The organism is Rhizobium sp. BK376, from assembly GCF_004341625.1.
GTDB lineage: Bacteria > Pseudomonadota > Alphaproteobacteria > Rhizobiales > Rhizobiaceae > Rhizobium.
In genome coordinates, this window is the sequence record NZ_SLZG01000003.1 from 13,186 (window position 1) to 36,002 (window position 22,817).

Below are 22,817 nucleotides of genomic sequence, written 5' to 3' on the forward strand. Positions count from 1 at the left end.
TCAAAATGTCTATTGATATAGACAACTATACAAGATAGTCTTACAGATAGTGGCGCGACATGACAAGCGTATGACACGGGAATCTGATGGCAGGGCAGAAGCAGGTACAGAGACAGACGGGCGTAGCGCTCTGGCGGCAGATTGCCGACCGTATTCGCGCATCGATCAATCACGGCGATTTCGACTCGACCGGCATGGTGCCCCCGGAAACGGTGCTGGCGCTGCAATTCGGGGTCAACCGACACACCGTCAGGAGTGCGCTGGCCGCACTGGCGCAGGAAGGCGTGGTCCGGGCCGTCCAGGGACGTGGCACGCTGATCGAGCGCAAGGAGCGACTGAATTTCCCGATCTCGAAGCGAACGCGCTTTTCGCAAGGCATCGGCGATCAGGCGAGGGAGACCCGCGCGACACTCCTCGACCTTGCCGAAGAAAAGGCGGATGCCGAGATCGCGCGCTGGCTGCATCTGCGCCCCGGAGACGATGTCATCCGGCTCGAAACGCGCGGCGAAGCCGACCAGCGTCCGGTCTCTCGGGCGACAAGCTGGTTTCCGGCCGACCGCTTTGCGGGCATCGGCGATGTCTATCGGATGACCGGATCGATCACCAAGGCTTTCCGGGAACTGGGCCTGTCGGATTATATTCGCGCCAAGACCGAAATCACGGCAACCCATGCCGATACCGGCGATCTCACAGATCTCGAACTGTCGCCGGGCGCAATCATCCTGATCACCCGCGCGATGAACACCGATCTCGACGACAAGCCGGTGCAATATTCCATCACCCGCTTTGCGGCGGATAGGGTGCAGTTCACGATCGAGAATTAGCAGCGAATCCGGCACTTCTCCCCGGCGACGCGGGGAGAAGGTTTGATGCGTAAGGCTTAGATGCGCTTAATGCGCGCCGGACATATCGCCGAGCACTTCCTTCGAAGCGACGGTCGAATCTGCCTTGAGCTTGTAGACCATGGGCACGCCGGTCGCGAGGTTGAGCGACAGCACCTGTTCCTTGCTCAGGCGGTCGAGCACCATGACCAGCGAGCGCAGCGAGTTGCCGTGAGCGGCGACCAGCACCTTTTGGCCGGCAAGCACGCGCGGCAGGATTTCCGTCAGGTAGTAGGGCCAGACGCGGGCGCCGGTGTCGCGCAGGCTTTCGCCGCCCGGAGGGGGCACATCATAGGAGCGGCGCCAGATATGGACCTGTTCTTCGCCCCACTTGGCGCGGGCATCGTCCTTGTTGAGGCCGGACAGGTCGCCATAGTCACGCTCGTTGAGGGCCTGATCCCTGATGGTTTCGAGCCCGGTCTGGCCGACCTTGTCGAGGATGAGCTTCAGCGTGTGCTGAGCGCGCGTCAGCGCCGAGGTAAAGGCGATGTCGAACTGGATGCCGTAGTCGGCGAGCGCCTGGCCGCCGGTCACTGCCTCCTGGATGCCGACTTCGGTCAGATCAGGGTCCTTCCAGCCGGTGAAAAGGTTCTTCAGGTTCCAGTCGCTCTGCCCGTGGCGAACGAGGACGAGTGTGCCGCTCATGAAATATGCCTCCGAATTAAGGTCAACGTGAAGAAAGCCCGAGAACGTCGAGCATGGAGTAATGGCCTGGTTTCTTGTCGCGCGCCCACAGCGCTGCCTGCACGGCGCCGCGCGCGAAAAGGGAACGGTCGCCCGCATTGTGTGACAGGGTTACGCGCTCGCCTTCGCCGGCGAAGATCACCGAATGATCGCCGATGACGGAGCCGCCGCGCAGCGTCGCAAAACCGATCGTACCAGCAACGCGCGGTCCCGTATGGCCGTCGCGCACCCGCACCGAATGGTCAGCAAGATCGATGCCGCGGCCCTGTGCTGCGGCTTGCCCCAAAAGTAGCGCCGTGCCCGAGGGCGCATCGACTTTGTGCTTGTGATGCATTTCGAGGATCTCGATATCCCAGTCGGCCGGCGGCAGCGCCCGCGCCGCCTGTTCGACCAGCACGCTCAAGAGATTGATACCGAGACCCATATTGCCCGATTTGACGACACGGGCATGACGCGCGGCAGCCTTGATCTTCGCTTCGTCTTCGGTCGAGCAGCCCGTCGTTCCGATGATATGGACGATGCGCGCCTGTGCAGCAAGCCCGGCAAAGGCGACCGTCGCTGCCGGCTTGGTGAAGTCGATCACGCCCTCGGCATGCAGGAAGGCGGAAAGCGGATCGTCGGTGATCGGGACCCCGATCGGTCTGAGGCCAGCGATCTCGCCGGCATCCTTGCCGAGGAACGGAGAACCTTCGCGCTGGATCGCGGCATGCAGGGTAACGCCCGCGGTCTCATGGATCATCCGGATCAGCGCCTGGCCCATGCGGCCTGCAGCACCCACCACCACCAGCTTCATCGCATTGTCGCTCATAATATCCGTCTGCTGTCAGGGTTCTAGAAATGACCGGATGCGGCTGGTCTCTGTAGATTGTTGAGACGAGCGTAGAGTCCGTCCGGCGCCTGCGCAAGCGTCTCGTGGTTGCCCTCTTCGACGATCCTGCCCTGCTGCATGACGACGATTTTTTCCGCCCGCACGACCGTCGAAAGCCGATGCGCGATGACGACGACAGTGCGCCCGCTCATTGCCTCGTCCAGCGCTTTCTGCACGGCCGCTTCCGATTCCGTATCGAGCGCCGAGGTCGCCTCGTCAAGCAGCAGGATCGGCGCGTTGCGCACCAGGGCGCGCGCGATCGAAAGCCGCTGGCGCTGGCCGCCGGAGAGCGTCACGCCGTTTTCGCCGACCGGCGTGTCGTAGCCCTGCGGCTGCGCGACGATGAAGTCGTGCGCATAAGCCAGCCGGGCTGCATCCTCGACCTCGGCGTCCGTCGCTTCCGGCCGGCCGTAGCGGATATTGTCGCGGATCGAACCTTCGAATAGGTAGGGTTGCTGCGAAACATAGGCGAGGTGCTGGCGCAGGGAGCTCTTGGTGATACGGCTGATATCCTGTCCGTCGATCAGGATCTGGCCTTCATGCGGATCATAGAAGCGAGGGATCAGGCTGATGACCGTCGACTTGCCGGCGCCCGATGGACCGACCAGTGCCGTAGTTCGCCCGCCTTCGGCGACGAAGCTGACCTTGTTGAGGACAACTTCGCCATTGGCATAGGCAAAGCTGACATCGCGGAATTCGATCCTAGCCTCGGTAACCACGAGATCCTTGGCATCCGGGAGGTCGCGTTGCCGCGGCTCCATGTCGAGAATGTCGTAGATCATTCGTGCATTGACGACCGCGCGCTCCATCTGAACCTGCAGGCGCGCCAAGCGGCGGGCGGGGTCATAGGCAAGCAGCAATGCGGTCACGAAGGAGAAAAAGGCGCCGGGCAGGACGTTCTGATAGATCGAGCGATAGGCCGCATAGGCAAGCACGCTCGCAACGGCAAATCCGGCAAAACTGTCCGTCAGCGGCGATGTGCGCTCGGAAAGGCGGGCAATACGGTTTGCGCGGCTTTCCGCCTTTGTGATGATCTTGTTGACCTTGTTTTCAAGCTCTGCCTCCATCGTGAAGGCCTTGACGATCGCAATACCCTGAATGGTTTCCTGCATCGCGCCGAGAACGTGGCTATTGAGATGGACGGCTTCCTTCGTCACCGCGCGCAGCCGCTTCGATACGTAGCGAAGGGCGTAAAGCAGCGGCGGCGCCATGATGAATACCGCGAGGCTCAGGAGCGGATCCTGGAATAGCATCACCCCGAGCAAGGAGATGAAGGTCAGCAGATCACGCGCCGTCGACGTAATGGTCAGGTTCATCACGTCTCTGATGCCGCTGACATTTTGGCTGACCTGGGCGGCGATATGAGCCGACCGCGCCTCGTTGAAATAGCCGACCGACAGGGTCATGAGATGGGAATAGAGACGGCGCTGGTAGCGGGCGACGATATTGTTGCCGACCTTGGAAAGCGCGACTGCCTGTCCGTAGCTCGCAAAACCGCGCATGACGAAGGCGATGAAGATCGACAGGCAGATGATCCAGACGACATCGGCACGGCGGTTGGCGAAGGCCTCGTCGATGATCGAACGCATGATCCAAGCCGTAAACGCAGTGGAAAGCGCAACGATGATCAGGCAGACGATGGCAAAAGCATAGCCCCAAATGTGCTCACGGCCGTTCTCGGCAATGATGCGCTTCAGGATACCTGTCACGGTTTCGCTGCTGACGCTTTTCTTGGTCTCGGGCGATTTCAACAATCGGCTTCCTGTGTAGAAACATGCGAGCCGCGAAGGCTCATGGTCTTCGCGGCTCTATAAAGAGTTAGCGGGGCTTTGGCTAGACTGTGCTCAGCTGCGCCACCGACGCCCTTCGGTTGCGACACCGAAACTGCCCGGCGCGCGGGCATAGGACGACAAGCCCTCAAGCGCCGCCAGCGGATGGGTGACAACATAGGTCGGGATCGTGCGCAGCATTGCGGAATGCGGCGCCTTGTCCTCGAAAGCCGCACGGAATTCCGGCTTCTTCAGCGCCGGGATGATTTTCTGCGAAATGCCGCCGGAGAGATAGACGCCGCCGCGCGCCATGAAGAGCATCGCGACATCGCCCGCCAGCCTGCCGAGATAGGTGACGAAGAGGGAGACCGTCTCTTCCGCTGCCTTATCAGTGCCTGCCAGGGCATGAGTGGTGATGTCGGCCGGCTCCTTCAGCGTGGGCTCGATGCCGTCGACCTTGCAGATTGCGTGGTAGAGGTTCTGCAGGCCACGGCCGCAGAGCACCTGCTCGGCGGAAATACGGCCTTCGATCTCTTCGAGATGCGGCCAGATCTGCAGATCGCGGGCGCTGCGCGGGCCAAGATCGATGTGGCCGCCTTCACCCGGAACCGGGATCCAGGCATGCTGAGCGTGTACGAGGCCAGCAACACCGAGGCCGGTGCCCGGACCAAGAACTGCGCGGGAGGCCATCATGTCGGCTTGCGTGGGACCGATCGCTTCGCGGGCATCGCCGGTGAGGGAAGCGATCGCCAGCGCCTGCGCCTCGAAGTCGTTGATGACAAGAACGTCCTCGAAACCGAGATCGCCGATCATCGTCTTCGGTCGCACGACCCAATGGGAATTGGTGAGCGGGATTTCATCGCCCCTGATCGGGCCTGCAATGGCAAGCACTGCCGAGCGCGGACGCGCGGCAGACTTGTCCAGCACGCCCTTCTGAATGGCTTCGTCGATCGTCTCGAAGCTGGCGGCATGCAGGTTCGGGAAGTGGATTGGCTCCGCGCCGGCATCAGCGAGGATCGAAAAACGAGCATTCGTTCCGCCGATATCGCCCATCAGAATGGGAAAGGGCAGGGGTGCATCACTATGGTTGAGCTGTGGCATGGCCGGATCCGTGTTGCCGCCGGCAGGCGGATTGGTCTTAAAGGGTCTTGATCAGTCGTTCGGCGGTCGCCGCATTCAGGGCCATTGGAATATCATAGACGATGGCAAGCCGCATGAGGGCCTTCACATCGACATCATGCGGCATTGGCGTGAGCGGGTCGACAAAGAAAATAAGCGCGTTGATCTGGCCCGTGGCGATCATCGCGCCGATCTGCTGGTCACCGCCGAGCGGACCGCTTTTGAGCCGCGTCACGGAGAGATCAGGAACGGCGTCGATGACGCGGCCGCCCGTGGTGCCGGTTGCCACGATCCGCCATTTGGCGAGGATGTCCCGGTTGCGGCGGGCGAAATCCGCCATGTCTTCCTTTTTCTGGTCATGCGCAATCAGCGCAACGCACTTCTCGCCAGCCATGAAAACCTCCAACCGCATCCGGTATTTAATCGATTTGACAGCCTTCTATACCAACAGTTTAGTGTTTGAAAGACATGGGACCCGGAAAGGGGGAACCGGAAAGGGTTTCCCCTGATATGACGTCCTATTGCTGCGTTGGCCGCAAGGGCAGATCACCCGGTGGCGTATCACCCGCGGATGCGCCAGAAACAGGCTCGACCGCCGCTGGCGAATCCGTCGCTGACGTGCCGCCGAAGGTCGCTGCCTTCACGGAAGCGACGGATGGCGTATCGAGGACCGTCTGGCAGGCTTTCGGAAGATCCGAGACCATCACGTCGCGCGGCTTCGGTGGTGGCTTAACGCCAGGCGGCTTCGGTTTCGGCTTGGCCCATGGTTCCTTGGTAAACCACCAGGCCAGCGGCTTGCCGCAACCGTCGCCGGCGGCAACCGGCGCCTGCGGCTTGCAGCCGATCGAGCCGGCCGGACAGCGAAGGCGGATATGGAAATGCGAATCGTGGCCGTATTCCGGACGCAGCTTGCCGAGATTGGAGCGGTCGCCCGTCCAGCTCTGGCACATCTTCTTTTTGATGGCCGGATTGACGAAGATGCGTTCGACCTGCGGATAGCTTGCCGCCTGCATCAATAGACGCGCGTGGGACTCGGTCCAGACGCTGTCATCGACGGTCAGAAACTTGTTCTTGTCGAGCATGGTCGTGAAAGGCATGGTCTCGCGCTCGGTCGCCGTCAGCGTGCGCGGCGGCATCGGCGTCAGCCAGACATCAGCATCGAGCCCAATCTGGTGTGAGGCATGGCCGTTGAACATCGGGCCACCGCGCGGCTGCGATATGTCGCCGACGAGAAGGCCGGGCCAGCCGTCATTTTTTGCGGCATCCTGTGAGAAGCGCTCCAGGAACGCGATCATGTCCGGCCGTCCCCAGCGGCGATTGCGCGAAGGCCGCATGGCCTGCCAGGTCGGCCCGTCGGTCGGCAGCGCGACCCCGCCGGCAAGGCAGCCCTTGGCATAAAAGCCGATCGATTGCGCCGGACCCTTGGTCGGCAGGCCGACAGCGCCGAAGATCGCTTTCGCGCTGCCGAGCGTCGGGGTCTTCTGCTGAGCCGCGACATCGCCGGCAGTAAGGCCCGCGCCGATGCTTGCGGCGAGGGCTAATGCGCTGAGGGTCCGAGCCAAACGGAAGATCATGCCGTTCCTTGCAAGCTTGCCGGCTATTGCCGAGGTGATTTGCAACCGAATCTAGCTTGAAAAGCGATTTTGGTGAATCTGTGTTTCCTTATGAATCGACAGTTACGCCGAAACCGGCTCCGGGCGCTCTGTGTTTCAGTTGGAAAGGATCTCCGCGGTCTTGCGGACGCGCGACAGCCGCGGCAGGATTCTGGTGCAGGAAAAATCATGCATCTCGGCCGTGAAGGTCGTGGTCGCGTCTTCGGCAACGATGACGGCGTAATTGTGCGCATAGGCGTCACGCACCGTTCCCTCGACACCGAAATTCGTTGCGACGCCGGTCAAAATGACCGTTTTGATGCCACGGCGGCGCAGCTGAAGATCGAGATCGGTGCCGTAGAATGCGCTCCAATTGCGCTTGAGCACCGAAACGTCGGGCGTCAGTTTAGCGATTTCCGGCGGCGGCAGCAAAGCGGCGGCAGGCAGGCCGCCGACAGGAAAGCTCGTGCTTTCGTCGACTGGCTGGTTGACAGCGTCGGCATAGTCCGAAGAAAATCCGACGGTGACGAATACGGTGGTGCCGCCATCGGCCTTCAGCTTTTTGGCGATTGCTGCCGTATTGTCGACGATCTGCTGTGCGGAATGGGGGGCAAGCGCGCGGCCAAGGACGAAACCCTGGAGATCTATCGAAACAAGGGCGGTCGTTTTGGGATCGTAAAGAGACATGGGAAGGCTCCGGAAAGAAACATGAGGGTATCCTCACAATGCAAGATATGAAGGAGGCCTCGCAAAAGTCAAGCGAGGAGCCGAAAGCGCGTGTTCCGAAGCGTCAGCGCGGCCATGACCGCGTCGCAGTGCTGCTGGAGGCAGCGGCGAAAGTCTTCTGCGAGCGGGGTTACGATGCCGCAACGATGACGGAGATTGCCGCCGAGGCCCGCTCCTCCATCGGCTCGCTCTACCAGTTTTTCCCGACCAAGCCGCTACTTGCCGAAGACCTGCATATCGACCGCCTCGAACGATTGAAGGCGGTGCTGCGCGATATTGGTGAGAAGGCCGACGGCCTGTCTGCGGCCGATATCGGCGAGGAGATTTTTGACCGGCTGGCCGCCTTCATCGAGGAATTTCCGGAATTTCCGGTCCTTGCGGGTCGTCGCGATGTTCCGAGAGATCGAAAGGCACGCTCGCGCGCCGAACTCAAGGAGCACCTCGCCTCCCTGCTGCGGCGCGCGCAGCCGCCTGTCATCGACGATGTCGGGCTGCTCTCGGCGATCATCCTGGAATTGCTGCGGATTGCGGTGACGACCGCCAGCGATCCCGATGCCGTAGAGGATCAGCGTCTTGTCAGGGAACTGCGCCTGATGCTGCGCAAACGGCTGGAGGAGGCGTCTGCGAAGGGGTGATTCCTGCTAATCTTTGCATCGGCGAAGAGATGAGCAAAACCGTCCTGTTTTTTGCCCTCATTTGTCTTATGCTTGATTCAAACGACAAAATGGCAGGGGTTTTGCATGGCATTGGTGCGATCAGCGGGTTTGGCTCTTTCTTTCATCTGCCTGTTGACGTCGACGGCAACATCGCGGGCGGACGATCCGCAGTTCAAGATCGGGACCACCATTATCGGTGACCTGAAGTACCAGCCTGGTTTCAAGCATTTCGACTATGCAAATCCCGATGCTCCGAAAGGTGGCGATCTCAAGCTGTCGGACGACGGCACCTTCGATACCTTCAATCCGTTGCTGCAGAAGGGCGCGCCCGCTGCCGGCGTAGGCGCCGTCTTCGACACATTGCTGAAGCATTCCGATGACGAAACCGCTGCATCCTATGGGTTGCTGGCAGAAGGCGTCGCCGTTCCGGACGATATATCGAGTGCCACCTTCCGGCTGCGCCCTGAAGCGAAATGGGCGGACGGCACGCCCGTGACACCTGAAGACGTCATTTTCAGCTTCAACAATAACAAGGAGCTGAACCCGCTCTATACGGCCTATTACGCACATGTGACGAAGGCGGAGAAGACCGGCGACCGCGATGTCACCTTCACTTTCGACCAGAAGGGCAATCGCGAGCTGCCGATGATCCTCGGCGAATTTCCGATCGTTCCCAAGCATTGGTGGGAAGGGACCGGTCCTGATGGCAAGCCGCGCGACATCACCCGCACGACGCTGGAGCCGGTCATGGGCTCAGGCCCCTACAAGATAGCCTCCTTTACGGCCGGCTCGACCATCCGCTACGAGCTGCGTGACGACTATTGGGGCAAGAACCTGCCGGTCAATGTCGGCCAGAACAATTTCGGTTCGATCACCTACACCTATTACGGCGACCGGGACGTCGAGTTCGAATCCTTCCGAGCGGGCAATACCGACTACTGGATGGACAATCAAGCAAGCCGATGGGCGACCGGCTATAATTTCCCGGCTGCCAAGGACGGGCGCATCAAGCGCGAGGAACTGCCCAATCCGCTGCGCGCATCCGGCGTGATGCAGGCAATGGTGCCGAACATGCGGCGCGACCAGTTCAAGGACGAGCGCGTGCGCGAGGCGCTGAACTACGCCTTCGATTTCGAAGATCTCAACCGCAATGTCCTTTTCAACGCCTATACGCGGGTGAACAGCTATTTCTTCGGGACGGAGCTTGCGTCCTCCGGTCTGCCCGAGAGCAAGGAGCTGGAGTTGCTGAATGAGATCAAGGACAAGGTTCCGCCGGAGGTCTTCACGACGCCCTACACCAACCCAGTTGGCGGCGACCCGCAGAAATCGCGCGACAACCTTCGCCGTGCGCTCGAGCTTCTCAAGCAGGCTGGCTACACCCTGAAGGGCAATCAGATGGTCAATGCCAAGACCGGCCAGCCCTTATCCTTCGAAATCCTGCTGAACAGCTCGATTCTGGAACGCGTGGCGCTGCCATACGCCCAGAACCTGAAGAAGATCGGCATCGATGCGCGGGTGCGCACCGTCGATACCTCGCAATACATCAATCGCGTCCAGAATTTCGACTACGACATGATCTGGTATGTCTGGGGCGAGACGCTGAGCCCAGGCAACGAGCAGGCGGATTTCTGGGGTTCGGCTGCGGCGTCGCGCAAGGGATCGCATAATTTCGCCGGCATCATGGATCCTGCCGTGGATGCGCTGATCCCCAAGGTGATCTTCGCGCAGGACTTCGAGGAGAAGAAGGCCTCGGTAAAGGCGCTTGACCGCGTGCTCCTCGCCAACCACTACGTCGTGCCGATGTATTACACGACACACTACAACATCGCCTATTGGGACAAGTTCGAGCATCTGCCCGAGCTGCCGAAATACGCGATCGGCTTCCCCGATGTCTGGTGGTCGAAATCGGCGGCAAAGTAGCAGGTGCTTGCATTGCTGTGCGCGCTGGGGTCCAAATGGCCCATGCCGAATCGCAGCGATTTGCGATGTTTCCCAAGGGCTGCGGATAAAGAGGTAGGCGGATTGATCGATAGGGTGATGCAGGGTCGGCGGGCGCGTCTCGCTCTTCAGGGAGCGGCAGGCTGATGGGTGCCTATATCATCCGGCGCATTCTGCTGATGATACCGACCATCGTCGGCATCATGGCGATCTCCTTCGCGATCGTGCAGTTTGCCCCTGGCGGCCCGGTCGAGCAAGTCATCGCCCAGCTGACAGGGCAGGGCGACAGCGCCTCTGACCGCCTGTCCGGCGCCGGCGGCGATCTCGCCAACCAGCAATCCTTCGACGACAGCGGCTCGCGCTATCGCGGCGCGCAGGGACTCGATCCCGAACTCATCGCCAAGCTCGAGAAGCAGTTTGGCTTCGACAAGCCGCCGCTCACCCGCTTCGGCGAGATGATGTGGAACTATATCCGCTTCGATTTCGGCGAGAGCTTCTTCCGCAACACGCCCGTCCTCGATCTCATCCTCGATAAACTGCCCGTTTCCATGTCGCTCGGCGTCTGGATTTTGATCTTTTCCTACATGATCTCGATCCCGCTCGGCATCCGCAAGGCGGTAAAGGACGGATCGACCTTCGATGTCTGGACCTCGGGCGTGATCATCGTCGGCTATGCCGTGCCGAGCTTCCTCTTCGGCATTCTGCTAATCGTGATTTTTGCCGGCGGCTCGTTCTTCGACTGGTTTCCGCTCCGCGGTCTGGTCTCGGATAATTTCTGGGACCTGCACTGGTATCAGAAGATTTTCGACTACGTCTGGCATCTCATACTGCCGCTGATCTCGCTCTCGCTCGCCGCCTTCGCGACCACGACACTGCTCACCAAGAATTCCTTCATCGAGGAGATCAAGAAGCAGTATGTCATCACGGCGCGCGCCAAGGGGCTGAACGAGCGGCAGGTGCTCTACGGACACGTTTTCCGCAATGCCATGCTGATCATCATCGCCGGCTTTCCCGGCGCCTTCATCTCGGCCTTCTTCACCGGCTCGCTGCTGATCGAAAACATCTTCTCGCTCGATGGGCTCGGCCGCCTCGGCTATCTCTCGATCGTCAACCGCGACTATCCGATCGTCTTCGCCACGCTCTATATCTTCTCGCTGATGGGCCTTTTCGTCGGCCTCATCTCCGACCTTCTCTATACCTGGGTCGATCCGCGCATCGATTTCGAGCGGAGGGATGTCTGAGATGGACACGCCCGTGACCGCGCCGACGTCGGTTCCCGTCAAGCCGCCCCGCAAGGGCCTGCTGTCGCCGACCAACATCCGCCGCTGGCAGAATTTCAAGGCCAATCGCCGCGGTTATTGGTCCTTCTGGCTCTTCTTGATCCTCTTCATCCTGAGCATGGGTGCCGAATTCATCGCCAATGACCGCCCGATCATCGTCTCCTACAAGGGCGAAATCCTCTTCCCCGTCTTCGTAAATTATCCCGAGGAGAAATTTGGCGGCTTCCTCGCCGAAACCGACTATCGCTCCTCCTTCATCAAGGACGAGATCAACGGCAATGGCTGGATGATCTGGCCGCCGGTCCACTATTCCTACCAGACGGTCAATTCGAACATTCCGCATTCTGCGCCAACAGCGCCCTTCTGGATGATGAGCAAGGACGAGCGCTGCTCGGGCTATCCGCAGAAGGCGGCCGACCCCGATTGCAATTTCGGCAATCTCAACTGGCTGGGCACCGACGACCAGGCGCGCGACGTCATGGCCCGCATGATCTACGGTTTTCGCATCTCGGTGCTGTTCGGCCTGGCGCTGACCATCTGCTCTGCGCTCGTCGGCGTCACCGCTGGCGCTATTCAAGGCTATTTCGGCGGCTGGACGGACCTGCTGCTGCAGCGCTTCATCGAAATATGGTCGTCGATGCCGGTGCTTTATATCCTGCTGATCATCGCCGCCATCCTGCCGCCGGGCTTCTTCGTGCTCCTCAGCATCCTCCTGCTCTTCTCCTGGACCGGCTTCGTCGGCGTCGTGCGCGCCGAATTCCTGCGCGCCCGCAATTTCGAATATGTCCGCGCCGCCCGCGCGCTTGGCGTCAACAATCGCACGATCATGTGGCGTCACCTCCTGCCGAACGCCATGGTCGCGACGCTGACCTTCCTGCCCTTCATCCTGTCGGGCTCGATCACGACGCTGACCTCGCTGGATTTCCTCGGTTTCGGCATGCCGCCCGGCTCGCCCTCGCTCGGTGAGATGATCGCGCAGGGCAAGTCCAACCTGCAGGCGCCCTGGCTGGGTCTCACCGCCTTCTTCACCATGTCGATCATGCTCTCGCTCCTGATCTTCATCGGCGAAGCCGTTCGCGATGCCTTCGATCCGAGAAAGACGTTCAAATGACCGAAGCCTCGCAAGCCCTGCTCTCCGTCCGCAATCTCTCGGTCGCCTTTCATCAGGGCGGCGGTACGTCACTCGCCGTCGACGGCATCTCCTTTGATATCATGAAGGGCGAGGTGCTGGCGCTGGTCGGCGAATCCGGTTCGGGCAAATCGGTCTCGGCCAATTCGATCCTGAAGCTTTTGCCTTATCCTTCGGCGAGCCATCCCTCCGGGGAGATATTCTTCAAGGGCAAGGACCTCTTGAAAGCGTCGGACAACGCGTTGCGCGCCGTGCGCGGCAACGACATCACGATGATCTTCCAGGAGCCGATGACATCGCTCAACCCGCTCCACACGATCGAGAAGCAGATCAGCGAGATTCTCGCTCTCCATCAGGGGCTGACGGGTCAGGCGGCCCGGACCCGCGTGCTGGAACTCCTGAACCAGGTCGGCATCCGCGAGCCGGAAAAGCGCCTGAAAGCCTATCCGCACGAGCTTTCCGGCGGCCAGCGCCAGCGTGTCATGATCGCTATGGCGCTCGCCAACAGGCCGGAGCTTCTGGTCGCCGACGAGCCGACGACGGCGCTCGATGTGACGGTGCAGGCGCAGATCCTCGAACTGCTGCGCGACCTTAAGGGCCAGCACGGCATGTCGATGCTGTTCATCACCCACGATCTCGGCATCGTGCGCAAATTCGCCGATCGCGTCTGCGTCATGACCAAGGGCAAGATCGTCGAAACAGGCACGGTCGAACAGGTCTTCACCAATCCGCAGCACGACTATACGCGCCATCTTTTGGCATCAGAGCCGCGTGGCGAGCCGCCGGTCACGGATGCGGGAAAGCCGGTCGTCATGGAGGGCTCGGATATCCGCGTCTGGTTCCCGATCAAGTCGGGGTTGATGCGCAAGGTCGTCGATCATGTGAAGGCGGTCGACGGCATCGATCTCAAGCTGCGCGCCGGGCAGACGCTGGGTGTCGTCGGCGAATCCGGGTCAGGCAAGACGACACTCGGCCTGGCGCTGACCCGCCTTATCTCGTCGCAAGGCCGCATCAGCTTCGTCGGCAAGGACATTGCCGCCTATTCCTTCCGCGAGATGCGTCCCCTGCGCAGCCAGCTGCAGGTGGTCTTCCAGGATCCCTATGGCTCGCTCAGCCCGCGCATGTCGGTCGGCGACATCGTGGCGGAAGGCCTGAAGGTCCACGAACGCGAGCTTTCGCCGGAGGATCGCGACCAGCGCGTCTGTTGGGCGCTGGAGGAAGTCGGCCTCGATCCGCAGACCCGCTGGCGTTTCCCGCATGAATTCTCCGGCGGCCAGCGCCAGCGTATCGCCATTGCCCGTGCCATGGTGCTCAAGCCGCGCTTCGTGATGCTGGATGAGCCGACGTCTGCGCTCGACATGAGCGTGCAGGCGCAGGTGGTCGATCTCCTGCGCGACCTGCAGCGCAAGCACGACCTCGCCTATCTCTTCATCAGCCACGATCTGAGGGTCGTGAAGGCGCTCGCCAACGATCTGATCGTCATGCGTTTCGGCAAGGTCGTCGAGCAGGGCGCTTCCGCAGATATCTTCCGCGCGCCGCAGGAAGAATATACCAAGGCGCTTCTTGCCGCCGCCTTCAACATCGAGGCGGTCCCGTCAGCAACCGTCCAGCAATAAAGACAGCCCCATGCCGACCAAGCCCCCCGTCCTTATCGACCTCAAATTCGATCCTGAGGCGATCACGCACGCCCTGAAGACCGCGTTTCCCGATCGCAGCAGCATCGATCTGGCCGATCCCGCAAACGGGGATCGTGATCTGTCCGGCCTGGACTATGCCGTCATCTGGAAGCCGCATGCCGATCTCTTTGCTCGTGCACCGAACCTGAAGGTGCTGTTTTCGGGCGGCGCCGGCGTCGATCACGTCATGACGCTCAAGGGACTGCCTGATATTCCGGTCGTTCGCTTCGTCGACCATAGCCTGACGACACGGATGAGCGAGTGGGTTGTCCTGCAATGCCTGACGCACCTGCGGCAGGTCAAAGCCTATGAAAGACAGGCGCGCGACCGCGTCTGGAACGAACTCGTCCAGCCGGAAGCGAGGGAAGTCACGGTCGGCGTCATGGGACTCGGCGTTCTCGGCCAGGATGCTGTGGCAAAGCTGAAGGTGATGGGTTTCAACGTCATCGGCTGGTCGCGGCGTCACAAGGTGATCGACGGGACAGAGACATATGACGCCGGGCAACTCGATGCGTTTCTAGCCAAAACAGACATTCTTGTCGGTCTGCTTCCGTTGACCGCTGAAACGACGGAAATTTTTGATCGCAAGCTATTTTCCAAGCTGCGCCAGGGCGGAGCGCTCGGAAGACCTGTTTTCATCAATGCCGGCCGCGGCAAGAGCCAGAACCAGCGTGAGCTGGTGGCAGCCCTTGACAACGGTCTGCTCGGAGCAGCATCGCTCGACGTCTTCGAGGTCGAGCCGCTGCCGGCAGATAGCCCGCTATGGGTCATGGATAACGTCATCATCACGCCGCATGCGGCTGCGGCCTCGGATGTGAACGCGCTGTTTCGCCATGTCGAAACGCAGATCGCCCGCTACGAGCGGGGCGAAGTGTTGCAGCATGTCGTGGACCGCGCCACGGGCTACTGACCCGCATTTCAGCCGCCGAAAAGCATCGGAACTTTCGCCAGATCGGGTCGTTTCCAAAAGGAACGCTTCTGAATGGCGGGTCTTTGCCTGCCTTTTGCAGATCCAAGGAGGCAACAGTGGCACAGCAGATGGAAATCCATACCGAATGGGAAAAGGCCGACAACCGGCTGCACAGTGAAAAGGAACTGGCGGCTACCAAGGCAAAGCAAGGCCGCACAGGCCGCCGCGTGCTGACGGTTCTGATAACGGCTCTGGTCCTTGCTTTCATCGTCTGGGTGCCGGTTGAGATCTGGAGCAGCCACGCGGCGAAACAGGCCGCTCCACAGCCGCCGGCTCAGGGCCAGGTTACGCCCAACACGCTGCCGAACAAGACGCCGGAAACACCGGCGGAGGTCGATGCCCAGCACAAGTAATAGACGCCGAAGATCAAAGACAGTAACGCCCTGCGTCCGCCTGGTCGCAGGGCGTTTTATTTTGTATCAATTTTCTTGCGATGACTGGACTTTCGCTCAACATTTTTTGATAAGAGTAGGAATGCACCACGCTGCCGGTCTTCCCTTGGGCAGCGCACGCGGCGTCGGGTTGGAAGACGGGGCAGGAACAGCATGACCAAGACGGATATCGCCACCCGTGTCTACAATCACACCTGGAAGCTCGATCCGATCATCCGCAGCCTGATCGATACGGATTTCTACAAGCTGCTGATGTTGCAGATGATCTGGAAGCTCTATCCAGATGTCGATGCGACTTTCTCCGTCATCAACCGTACGAAGAGCGTGAGACTTGCCGAGGTCATCGACGAAAGGGAATTGCGCGAACAGCTGGATCATGCCCGCACGCTGCGCCTCTCGAAGAAGGAAATGATCTGGCTTGCGGGTAACAGTTTCTATGGCCGCGCCCAGATTTTCGAGCCTGAGTTCCTTGCCTGGCTGGCGACTTTCCAGCTCCCCGAATATGAACTTTCCAAGCGGGATGGCCAGTATATCCTGGAGTTTCGCGGGTCGTGGAAAGAGACGACCATGTGGGAGATCCCGGCGCTCGCCATCATCAACGAGCTGCGCTCGCGTGCCGCTCTCAAGGCGCTTGGCCCATTTACCCTCGATGTTCTCTACGCCCGCGCCAAGGCCAAGATGTGGGAAAAGGTCGAGCGGCTGCGGGAGCTGCCGAAGCTTCGCATATCCGATTTCGGCACCCGCCGTCGCCATAGCTTCCTGTGGCAGCGCTGGTGTGTGGAAGCGCTGAAGGAAGGCGTCGGCCAGGGTTTTACCGGCACCAGCAATGTATTGCTTGCTATGGATTCCGATCTCGAAGCCGTAGGCACCAATGCGCATGAGCTGCCGATGGTCGCCGCAGCACTTGCCCGTACCGACGAAGAGCTGCGCAATGCACCCTACAAGGTCCTGCGCGACTGGAACCGGCTCTATGGTGGCAATCTGCTGATCGTGCTGCCCGATGCTTTCGGTACGGCCTCATTCCTGCGCGATGCGCCGGAATGGGTTGCCGACTGGACGGGCTTCCGTCCCGACAGCGCTCCGCCGATAGAGGGCGGCGAGAAAATCATTGCCTGGTGGAAGAAGATGGGCCGCGATCCCCGGCAGAAGCTCCTGATCTTCTCCGACGGCCTCGATGTCGACGCGATCATCGACACCTACAAGCACTTCGACGGTCGCGCGCGCATGGGTTTCGGCTGGGGCACTAACCTGACCAATGATTTTGCCGGCTGCGCTCCCACTGACATCCAGGGCCTGAACCCGATTTCGATCGTCTGCAAGGTGACGGATGCCGACGGCCGTCCGGCCGTCAAGCTCTCCGACAATCCGCAGAAGGCGACGGGCGAGCCTGATGAGGTCGAGCGTTACCTGAAATTCTTCGGCGCCGAGGATCGCGTCGACCAGGCCGTTTTGGTCTGACCGAAGCCGTCAGATGGCGGTGAAGCCGTTGTCGACGAAAAGATGCGCGCCGTTGACAAAGTTGGATTCATCACTCGCCAGATAGAGGGCTGCCCGCGCGACATCCTCGGGCTCGCCGATCCTGCCTTGCTGCGCCGCGATTGCCGCATCCGAGACATCCACGCCCAGTGCCTGCAATTCGGCGACTTCCTTCTGGCCGTGCGGTGTGCGGATGAAGCCGGGGCAGACGGCATTGCAGCGAATGTTGCGGTCACGGAACTCGACGGCGATAGCGCGGGCAAACATGTGAACGGCGCCCTTGGTCGTATCGTAGAGTACTTCCATCGGCGTCGCCGCAACCGCCGAAATCGACGAGGTGCAGACGATCGAGCCGCGGCCGGAGGCCAACATCTGCGGCAGCACGGCGCGCGTCATCAGAAACATCGAGCGGACGTTGACCGCATGCAGCCATTCCCATTCCTCAAGCGTCGTTTCGAGGAACGGCTTGATGACGATCGTTCCGGCATGATTGAAAAGCACCGTGACAGGCCCGAAATGCTCCTCGACGCCTTTGACGGCTGTGTTGACGGCATCTTCGTCCGAGACATCGGCGACCCAATATTCCGCGATGCCGCCGGCCTTGCGGATCTCAGCGACCGTTTCGGCAGACGCTTGCGCATTGCGGTCGATGATGGCGACGCGCGCCCCTTCTGCCGCAAACAGGCGCGACGCGGCACCGCCCATTCCAGTCGCGCCGCCCGATATGATTGCGATCTTTCCCTTCAGCCGATCAGTCATATATTTCGCCCCTGGACAGAATTCGGTTAAAGCTGACGATAGTCTTTCGGGTGGCTTTGGCAACGCCTTCCGGCAAGGCTGCATCCTGACTGTTGTCGGATGCCTCATCGTTGAACCGAAGTGCAGGCATTCATACATCGAGCCGCGCCCTATGGTCCTTCCGGCCGTCTTCGGCGCATTTATTCACAAGAGCTATTTTATTATTGGAGGACGTATCATGGATTATCGCTACCTCGGAGGCTCGGGCCTTCGCGTGCCAGTACTCAGCTTCGGAACAGGTACATTCGGTGGAAAGGGCGAGTTCTTCGGCGCCTGGGGCGCGACCGATGTCAAGGAAGCCAGCCGCCTGATCGATATCTGCCTTGACGCCGGTCTCAATTTCTTCGACAGCGCTGATGTCTATTCCGGCGGCGTTGCCGAAGAAGTGCTCGGCGAGGCGATCAAGGGACGGCGTGACAAGGTCCTGATCTCCACCAAGGCCACCTTTCGCTCCGGCGATGGCCCGAACGATGTCGGCTCCTCCCGCTTCCACCTCATCGAATCCTGCGAAAAGGCGCTGAAGCGGCTGCAGACCGACCATATCGATCTCTTCCAACTGCATGGCTTCGATGCCATGAAACCGATCGAGGAGACGCTGTCGGCGCTCGACGATCTCGTCCGTGCTGGCAAGATCCGCTACGTCGGCTGCTCGAATTTCTCCGGCTGGCACCTGATGAAGTCGCTGGCGGTCGCCGATCGCTACAACCTGCCGCGCTATGTCGCCCACCAGGCCTATTATTCGCTGATCGGCCGCGATTACGAATGGGAACTGATGCCGCTTGCCGTCGACCAGAAGGTCGGCGCCGTGGTCTGGAGCCCGCTCGGCTGGGGTCGCCTGACAGGCAAGATCCGCCGTGGCCAGCCTCTGCCCGAAGTAAGCCGCCTGCACAAGACGGCCGACAACGGTCCGCAGGTGGACGATGAATATCTCTACAACGTCGTCGATGCGCTCGATGAAGTGGCCAAGGAGACGGGCAAGACCATCCCGCAGGTCGCCTTGAACTGGCTTCTGCAAAGGCCGACGGTGTCGAGCATCATCATCGGCGCCCGCGATGAGGGCCAGCTGCGCGACAATCTCGGTGCGATCGGCTGGAACCTGACCGCAGAGCAGGTCGCACGCCTCGATGCGGCCAGCGAGAAAACGCCTGCCTATCCCTATTGGCACCAGCGCGGCTTTGGCGAACGCAACCCGTTCCCGGCCGGCTGATACGAACGCCAGGGGTCGGCGCGCACTGCGCCGGCCCTAGAAAGTTTCCTTGAAGGGTCGCAGATCGAGTTCCTGCGTCCAGGCGGACGGATGCTGGCGGTGAATGTGCCAGTAGCTGTCTGCGATGGCGTCGATGTTGAGCAGGCCTTCCGCGTCACCTTCGCGAAGAACCCGTCTTGACCGCAATTTCTCGCCATCGATGCCGCCGTCGATGATCGTATGGGCCACGTGAATGCCGAGCGGTCCGAACTCGCGGGCCATGCTCTGGCTGATCATCCGAAGACCGGCCTTGGCGGCCGCGAATTGCGCAAAGCCCGCCTTGCCACGCAGGCTGGCGGAGGCCCCCGTGAAGATGACGGTGCCGCGCCCGAGCGGGACGAGATGCTTTGCCGCCTCCCGCCCGACGATGAAACCGCCCAGACAGCAGACGCGCCAGAATTCCTCGAAATCTTCGACCGTCACATCGCGAAAGCCGATCGGGCGGTTGATGCCGGCGTTGAAGACCACGAGATCCGGCGGCGAAATGCCATCCCTTGCCGCAAAGGCATCATCGAACAGGCGAACGGCGGCTGCCTCATCCGCTGCGTCCACCGCAACCGGCTCGGCAGTGCCGCCGTCGGCGGTGATCGTTGCCGCGACCTTCTCGATCTTCTCGGCTGTCCGGCCGGCAATGATGACGTGGTACCCCTCGGAGGCGAAGCGTCGGCAGAGGGCAGCACCCAGCCCCATCTCGGCGCCGACGCCGACCACGATAGCGCTCGGTCGGCTCATTCCGCAGCCTCCCTTGCGTCCAGCGTGGGATAATCGATGTAGCCTTCAGCGCCACCGCCATAGAAGGTCGGGCGATAATAGGGATTGAGCTCGGCACCCTTCTTGAGCCGTTTCGGCAGATCGGGATTGGCGATGAACAGCCGGCCGAAGCCAATGGCATCGGCATTGCCCGACGCGACCGCTCCTTCCGCCGTATCCGGCTTGAAGTTGCCGGCCGCAATCAGCACGTTCGGCCAGAGCGGCCGGAAGAGTTCGGCAGCCGACGGCACATCCTTGTGGTCGACTTCGGCCTGGCCGGCGCCGCTTGCGCGCGGCTCGATGAAATGCAGATAGGCAAGACCGAGTTTTGCCAGCTCCTTGATGGCGTGCGTATAGAGCGGCAAGGGATCCTCCTCGCCGCTATCGTTTGCGACGCCGAATGGCGAGAGGCGGACGCCGACTCGATCGGCTCCCCAGACCTCGGAGACGGCCTGGGCGACCTCGATCAAGAGCCGTGTGCGATTTTCGATCGAGCCGCCATAACGGTCGGTCCGCTGGTTCGAGCGCGACTGTAGGAATTGCTCAAGCAGATAGCCGTTCGCTCCGTGAATCTCGACGCCATCGAAGCCTGCGAGCTTGGCATTCGCTGCCGCATGCCGGTAACTCTCGATCAATGAGGGGATTTCGCCTGTTTCCAACGCCCGAGGCGTTTCGAAGGGAACACGCTCGAAGGAGGCCGTAAAGGCGTCACCGGCAGCGGCAATCGCAGAGGGTGCGATCGGCAGGGCGCTCGCCGGCTGATGCGAGGAATGCGAGATCCGTCCGACATGCCAGAGCTGGAGAAAAATAATGCCACCCTTTGCATGGACGGCATCGGTGATCGCCTTCCAGCCGGCGATCTGTTCGGGAGAATGGATGCCCGGCGTTGCCGGCATGCCTTGGCCGCTCGGCGAAATCTGCGACCCTTCGGATATGATCAGGCCGCCCTTGCTTGCACGTTGCCCATAATATTCGGCGTTGAGCGCGTGGGGCACGTTGCCCGGTTGTGCGGCCCGCATGCGCGTCAGCGGCGCCATGACCACCCGATGCGTCAATTGATAGGGGCCGAACTGCAGGGGCGAGAAGAGCTTGGACGGCATCGGATGTCCTCCTGACGTGGCGTTTTTCTACGACATCTCCTGTGGTGATCGATGCCGTCGTCAATTAAAATGACGGACATCATTTATGGCGCGCTCCTGTCACACGCAAGTGAAGGCTGATGCGTCTTTGGGATAATGAATGCGGTGACGATGCTTGAGCGGGGCCGCGGAACAGAGCGGGAAATCAGTCCTCCTTGCTCTTCGAAAGCCGAAGGGCACGCAGCCGCGCGGTCTTTTCATCGCGAGCCTTCTTTTCTGCGTCGATGGTTGCCTGTGCTACATGCTTGGTCTCTTCCGCCTTTTTTATTTTCTCCGCCGGCGAAAGCATTTTTGCACGCGGTCTGCTTTGCATAATTTTCTCCCTGCTCGAAACGCAGCCGTGTGCTAGCGGCTACGCTTCCGCGAAAAGCCGCGCCTCCGACAAGGCCGCGGATTCTCGCGAATTTTTCAATGACGTTTTTGGTTCCGGTGGTTCATAACGAATAAGGAGACGTTTTCGTTCCGGAAAGGCTCTAGAGCGCGAACCATAGATGCGGGTCGGTTGCGGATTCGATCTTGAGCCACCTGAGGCCGGTCTGGCTCCATGTCTTGATGTCCGCGGTGCGGTTATCCAGAACGAGGTCGCCCTTTGTCGTACGCACCACGAGCACCGTGTGCCCGATGCCCTGAGGCGTCATCGCGACAGCCAATCGAAGGGCGGGGATAGGAAAGCCGCGGTCGATGAGGTCCTTGCGCTTGGTGACCGCGTAATCGTTGCAATCGCCCGCGGATACATCGATGCGCCAATCTTCCTCTGCCGATGTATCTCGCTCAGGCCTTATCTCTTGATTGACGTAGCTGTTGACCGTTTCGATCTGCTGCTCGATTTCAGGCGTCATCAATATGACCGACGCACCATTTCCTTTGACGCATTGGTCCGGATTGGACAGGCAGAAGCGCACATGAGCGAAGGGCGCGAGCGTCGCCACTCTTTCTTGGAGAAAAGGCCGGCTTATATCGCTGGCTATGGAAGGCTCGGAACAGACTCCAACAATTGCGGGCAGGGATGCCAGCACGGGTAAAGCGCGATTGAAAACCATGCTTCACCTCCGATGACCGATTTCGGCCAGCAGCGTTGATGTCAGTTATCCAAGCGGAATGCAGTCCTCCACGATCAATTTCCCCCATGCCAAGATCATTAACCTCCCAAAAGATCGGATCGACAAGAGGTTTCCTTTGGGAATCGCGAATATATATAGCACTCCGCCGACCATAGGGATGTTGGGTAAGACCGCTTGCTTTCAAGGCCGCCTTGGCCGCAGCGAACGCCCAAAAGGAGAGAAAATGAATACCGACAGGTCCGTCGTCCTCATCGTCGAAGACGAGCCCCTCATTCGCTTCAGCACGCTGGATGCTCTGGAAGGTGTCGGACATGTTGCGCTGGAAGCAGGCAACGCCGATGAGGCCATGGTTTTGCTGAAAAGCCGCCGTGACGTCGAAATCCTGTTTACCGATGTCAACATGGCAGGATCCATGGATGGCATTCAGCTTGCGAAAAGGGTCCGGGCCATCCGCCCTGACATCGGTATCATCATCACGTCAGGTGTCGTGCAGCTTGATCCCATGGCCTTGCCGGCAAATGCGGTTTTCCTCCCCAAGCCCTATCAATACGCGGCCTTGTTGACGTCGATCCATCGCCTGAAATCCGAGCGCGAAATGTGAGCGGAACCGTTCGCGGCGACCCTGTGGGACAGACGCAGAGCATTGGGTCATGGTAATATTTTTCAG

General features: G+C 60.6%; 23 protein-coding genes. 11 read left to right on the top strand and 12 right to left on the bottom strand.

The features are described 5' to 3' along the window. The first annotated feature begins 86 nt into the window (after nt 1-86). Nucleotides 87-824, top strand: coding sequence for a phosphonate metabolism transcriptional regulator PhnF (phnF, locus tag EV561_RS08415; RefSeq protein WP_132519994.1), 738 nt, complete (start codon nt 87-89; stop codon nt 822-824). A gap of 66 nt (nt 825-890) precedes the next feature. Here phnF and EV561_RS08420 read toward each other — a convergent pair whose 3' ends face one another. The 7 genes from EV561_RS08420 to EV561_RS08450 form a co-directional block, all read right to left on the bottom strand. Continuing rightward, entirely contained in the window at nt 891-1,526 is a 636-nt protein-coding gene (locus EV561_RS08420) for a 2,3-bisphosphoglycerate-dependent phosphoglycerate mutase (protein ID WP_132519997.1), read from the bottom strand. A 22-nt stretch (nt 1,527-1,548) separates the two neighbouring features. After that, on the bottom strand, nt 1,549-2,373 hold the full coding sequence (gene dapB, locus EV561_RS08425; protein WP_132520000.1) for a 4-hydroxy-tetrahydrodipicolinate reductase: 825 nt from the start codon (nt 2,371-2,373) through the stop codon (nt 1,549-1,551). A 23-nt stretch (nt 2,374-2,396) separates the two neighbouring features. Further along, complete coding sequence (locus EV561_RS08430) at nt 2,397-4,184, bottom strand: ABC transporter ATP-binding protein (protein ID WP_132520003.1); 1,788 nt, start codon at nt 4,182-4,184, stop codon at nt 2,397-2,399. Nucleotides 4,185-4,277: 93 nt separating this feature from the next. Then, entirely contained in the window at nt 4,278-5,303 is a 1,026-nt protein-coding gene (locus tag EV561_RS08435; protein WP_132520006.1) for a glucokinase, read from the bottom strand. A gap of 37 nt (nt 5,304-5,340) precedes the next feature. Beyond that, on the bottom strand, nt 5,341-5,715 hold the full coding sequence (locus EV561_RS08440) for a methylglyoxal synthase (RefSeq protein WP_132520009.1): 375 nt from the start codon (nt 5,713-5,715) through the stop codon (nt 5,341-5,343). Nucleotides 5,716-5,839: 124 nt separating this feature from the next. Then, nucleotides 5,840-6,895: a penicillin-insensitive murein endopeptidase gene (gene mepA / locus EV561_RS08445; RefSeq protein ID WP_132520012.1), complete on the bottom strand. Its 1,056-nt coding sequence runs from the start codon at nt 6,893-6,895 to the stop codon at nt 5,840-5,842. Between the two features lie 135 nt (nt 6,896-7,030). Further along, on the bottom strand, nt 7,031-7,600 hold the full coding sequence (locus EV561_RS08450; protein ID WP_132520015.1) for a hydrolase: 570 nt from the start codon (nt 7,598-7,600) through the stop codon (nt 7,031-7,033). Nucleotides 7,601-7,638: 38 nt separating this feature from the next. Here EV561_RS08450 and EV561_RS08455 point away from each other — a divergent pair, with 38 nt between their 5' ends. From EV561_RS08455 to pncB, 8 genes are all read left to right on the top strand, one after another. Next, on the top strand, nt 7,639-8,274 hold the full coding sequence (locus EV561_RS08455; RefSeq protein ID WP_132520018.1) for a TetR/AcrR family transcriptional regulator: 636 nt from the start codon (nt 7,639-7,641) through the stop codon (nt 8,272-8,274). Between the two features lie 105 nt (nt 8,275-8,379). Further along, entirely contained in the window at nt 8,380-10,215 is a 1,836-nt protein-coding gene (locus tag EV561_RS08460) for an extracellular solute-binding protein (RefSeq protein WP_132520021.1), read from the top strand. 164 nt (nt 10,216-10,379) lie between these two features. Beyond that, on the top strand, nt 10,380-11,474 hold the full coding sequence (locus EV561_RS08465) for a microcin C ABC transporter permease YejB (protein WP_132520024.1): 1,095 nt from the start codon (nt 10,380-10,382) through the stop codon (nt 11,472-11,474). A gap of 1 nt (nt 11,475) precedes the next feature. Then, nucleotides 11,476-12,624 carry an ABC transporter permease gene (locus tag EV561_RS08470; RefSeq protein WP_132520027.1) on the top strand — a complete coding sequence of 383 codons (1,149 nt, stop codon included), beginning with the start codon at nt 11,476-11,478 and terminating at the stop codon, nt 12,622-12,624. Then, complete coding sequence (locus tag EV561_RS08475) at nt 12,621-14,258, top strand: ABC transporter ATP-binding protein (protein WP_132520030.1); 1,638 nt, start codon at nt 12,621-12,623, stop codon at nt 14,256-14,258. The genes EV561_RS08470 and EV561_RS08475 overlap by 4 nt, the downstream gene beginning before the upstream one ends. A gap of 10 nt (nt 14,259-14,268) precedes the next feature. Continuing rightward, complete coding sequence (locus EV561_RS08480; protein ID WP_132520033.1) at nt 14,269-15,228, top strand: glyoxylate/hydroxypyruvate reductase A; 960 nt, start codon at nt 14,269-14,271, stop codon at nt 15,226-15,228. Nucleotides 15,229-15,344: 116 nt separating this feature from the next. After that, nucleotides 15,345-15,641 carry a hypothetical protein gene (locus EV561_RS08485; RefSeq protein WP_245512631.1) on the top strand — a complete coding sequence of 99 codons (297 nt, stop codon included), beginning with the start codon at nt 15,345-15,347 and terminating at the stop codon, nt 15,639-15,641. A 192-nt stretch (nt 15,642-15,833) separates the two neighbouring features. Then, entirely contained in the window at nt 15,834-17,138 is a 1,305-nt protein-coding gene (gene pncB, locus EV561_RS08490) for a nicotinate phosphoribosyltransferase (RefSeq protein ID WP_132520036.1), read from the top strand. A gap of 9 nt (nt 17,139-17,147) precedes the next feature. Here pncB and EV561_RS08495 read toward each other — a convergent pair whose 3' ends face one another. Then, on the bottom strand, nt 17,148-17,915 hold the full coding sequence (locus tag EV561_RS08495; RefSeq protein ID WP_132520039.1) for an SDR family oxidoreductase: 768 nt from the start codon (nt 17,913-17,915) through the stop codon (nt 17,148-17,150). Between the two features lie 217 nt (nt 17,916-18,132). Between EV561_RS08495 and EV561_RS08500 the strand changes: the two genes are divergently transcribed. Continuing rightward, nucleotides 18,133-19,161 carry an aldo/keto reductase gene (locus EV561_RS08500; RefSeq protein ID WP_132520042.1) on the top strand — a complete coding sequence of 343 codons (1,029 nt, stop codon included), beginning with the start codon at nt 18,133-18,135 and terminating at the stop codon, nt 19,159-19,161. A gap of 36 nt (nt 19,162-19,197) precedes the next feature. Here EV561_RS08500 and EV561_RS08505 read toward each other — a convergent pair whose 3' ends face one another. The 4 genes from EV561_RS08505 to EV561_RS08515 form a co-directional block, all read right to left on the bottom strand. Further along, complete coding sequence (locus EV561_RS08505; protein WP_132520045.1) at nt 19,198-19,932, bottom strand: SDR family NAD(P)-dependent oxidoreductase; 735 nt, start codon at nt 19,930-19,932, stop codon at nt 19,198-19,200. Then, a complete protein-coding gene (locus EV561_RS08510) occupies nt 19,929-21,050 on the bottom strand; it encodes an alkene reductase (RefSeq protein ID WP_132520048.1) in 1,122 nt (373 codons plus the stop codon). Before EV561_RS08510 ends, EV561_RS08505 begins: the two co-directional genes overlap by 4 nt. Nucleotides 21,051-21,234: 184 nt before the next feature. Beyond that, nucleotides 21,235-21,402: a hypothetical protein gene (locus EV561_RS37100; protein ID WP_165927775.1), complete on the bottom strand. Its 168-nt coding sequence runs from the start codon at nt 21,400-21,402 to the stop codon at nt 21,235-21,237. 160 nt (nt 21,403-21,562) lie between these two features. Then, on the bottom strand, nt 21,563-22,018 hold the full coding sequence (locus tag EV561_RS08515) for a transglutaminase-like cysteine peptidase (RefSeq protein ID WP_165927776.1): 456 nt from the start codon (nt 22,016-22,018) through the stop codon (nt 21,563-21,565). 355 nt (nt 22,019-22,373) lie between these two features. On the opposite strand from EV561_RS08515, the gene EV561_RS08520 reads away from it, so the two are divergent. Beyond that, complete coding sequence (locus EV561_RS08520) at nt 22,374-22,751, top strand: response regulator (protein ID WP_132520054.1); 378 nt, start codon at nt 22,374-22,376, stop codon at nt 22,749-22,751. The last annotated feature ends 66 nt before the right edge of the window (nt 22,752-22,817 follow it).

Coding starts and splice junctions, on each gene's coding strand:
- phnF (WP_132519994.1), top strand. CDS start 87: ATGGCAGGGCAGAAGCAGGTACAGAGACAGACGGGCGTAGCGCTCTGG.
- EV561_RS08420 (WP_132519997.1), bottom strand. CDS start 1,526: ATGAGCGGCACACTCGTCCTCGTTCGCCACGGGCAGAGCGACTGGAAC.
- dapB (WP_132520000.1), bottom strand. CDS start 2,373: ATGAGCGACAATGCGATGAAGCTGGTGGTGGTGGGTGCTGCAGGCCGC.
- EV561_RS08435 (WP_132520006.1), bottom strand. CDS start 5,303: ATGCCACAGCTCAACCATAGTGATGCACCCCTGCCCTTTCCCATTCTG.
- EV561_RS08440 (WP_132520009.1), bottom strand. CDS start 5,715: ATGGCTGGCGAGAAGTGCGTTGCGCTGATTGCGCATGACCAGAAAAAG.
- mepA (WP_132520012.1), bottom strand. CDS start 6,895: ATGATCTTCCGTTTGGCTCGGACCCTCAGCGCATTAGCCCTCGCCGCA.
- EV561_RS08450 (WP_132520015.1), bottom strand. CDS start 7,600: ATGTCTCTTTACGATCCCAAAACGACCGCCCTTGTTTCGATAGATCTC.
- EV561_RS08455 (WP_132520018.1), top strand. CDS start 7,639: ATGCAAGATATGAAGGAGGCCTCGCAAAAGTCAAGCGAGGAGCCGAAA.
- EV561_RS08460 (WP_132520021.1), top strand. CDS start 8,380: ATGGCATTGGTGCGATCAGCGGGTTTGGCTCTTTCTTTCATCTGCCTG.
- EV561_RS08465 (WP_132520024.1), top strand. CDS start 10,380: ATGGGTGCCTATATCATCCGGCGCATTCTGCTGATGATACCGACCATC.
- EV561_RS08470 (WP_132520027.1), top strand. CDS start 11,476: ATGGACACGCCCGTGACCGCGCCGACGTCGGTTCCCGTCAAGCCGCCC.
- EV561_RS08475 (WP_132520030.1), top strand. CDS start 12,621: ATGACCGAAGCCTCGCAAGCCCTGCTCTCCGTCCGCAATCTCTCGGTC.
- EV561_RS08480 (WP_132520033.1), top strand. CDS start 14,269: ATGCCGACCAAGCCCCCCGTCCTTATCGACCTCAAATTCGATCCTGAG.
- pncB (WP_132520036.1), top strand. CDS start 15,834: ATGACCAAGACGGATATCGCCACCCGTGTCTACAATCACACCTGGAAG.
- EV561_RS08495 (WP_132520039.1), bottom strand. CDS start 17,915: ATGACTGATCGGCTGAAGGGAAAGATCGCAATCATATCGGGCGGCGCG.
- EV561_RS08500 (WP_132520042.1), top strand. CDS start 18,133: ATGGATTATCGCTACCTCGGAGGCTCGGGCCTTCGCGTGCCAGTACTC.
- EV561_RS08505 (WP_132520045.1), bottom strand. CDS start 19,932: ATGAGCCGACCGAGCGCTATCGTGGTCGGCGTCGGCGCCGAGATGGGG.
- EV561_RS08510 (WP_132520048.1), bottom strand. CDS start 21,050: ATGCCGTCCAAGCTCTTCTCGCCCCTGCAGTTCGGCCCCTATCAATTG.
- EV561_RS37100 (WP_165927775.1), bottom strand. CDS start 21,402: ATGCAAAGCAGACCGCGTGCAAAAATGCTTTCGCCGGCGGAGAAAATA.
- EV561_RS08520 (WP_132520054.1), top strand. CDS start 22,374: ATGAATACCGACAGGTCCGTCGTCCTCATCGTCGAAGACGAGCCCCTC.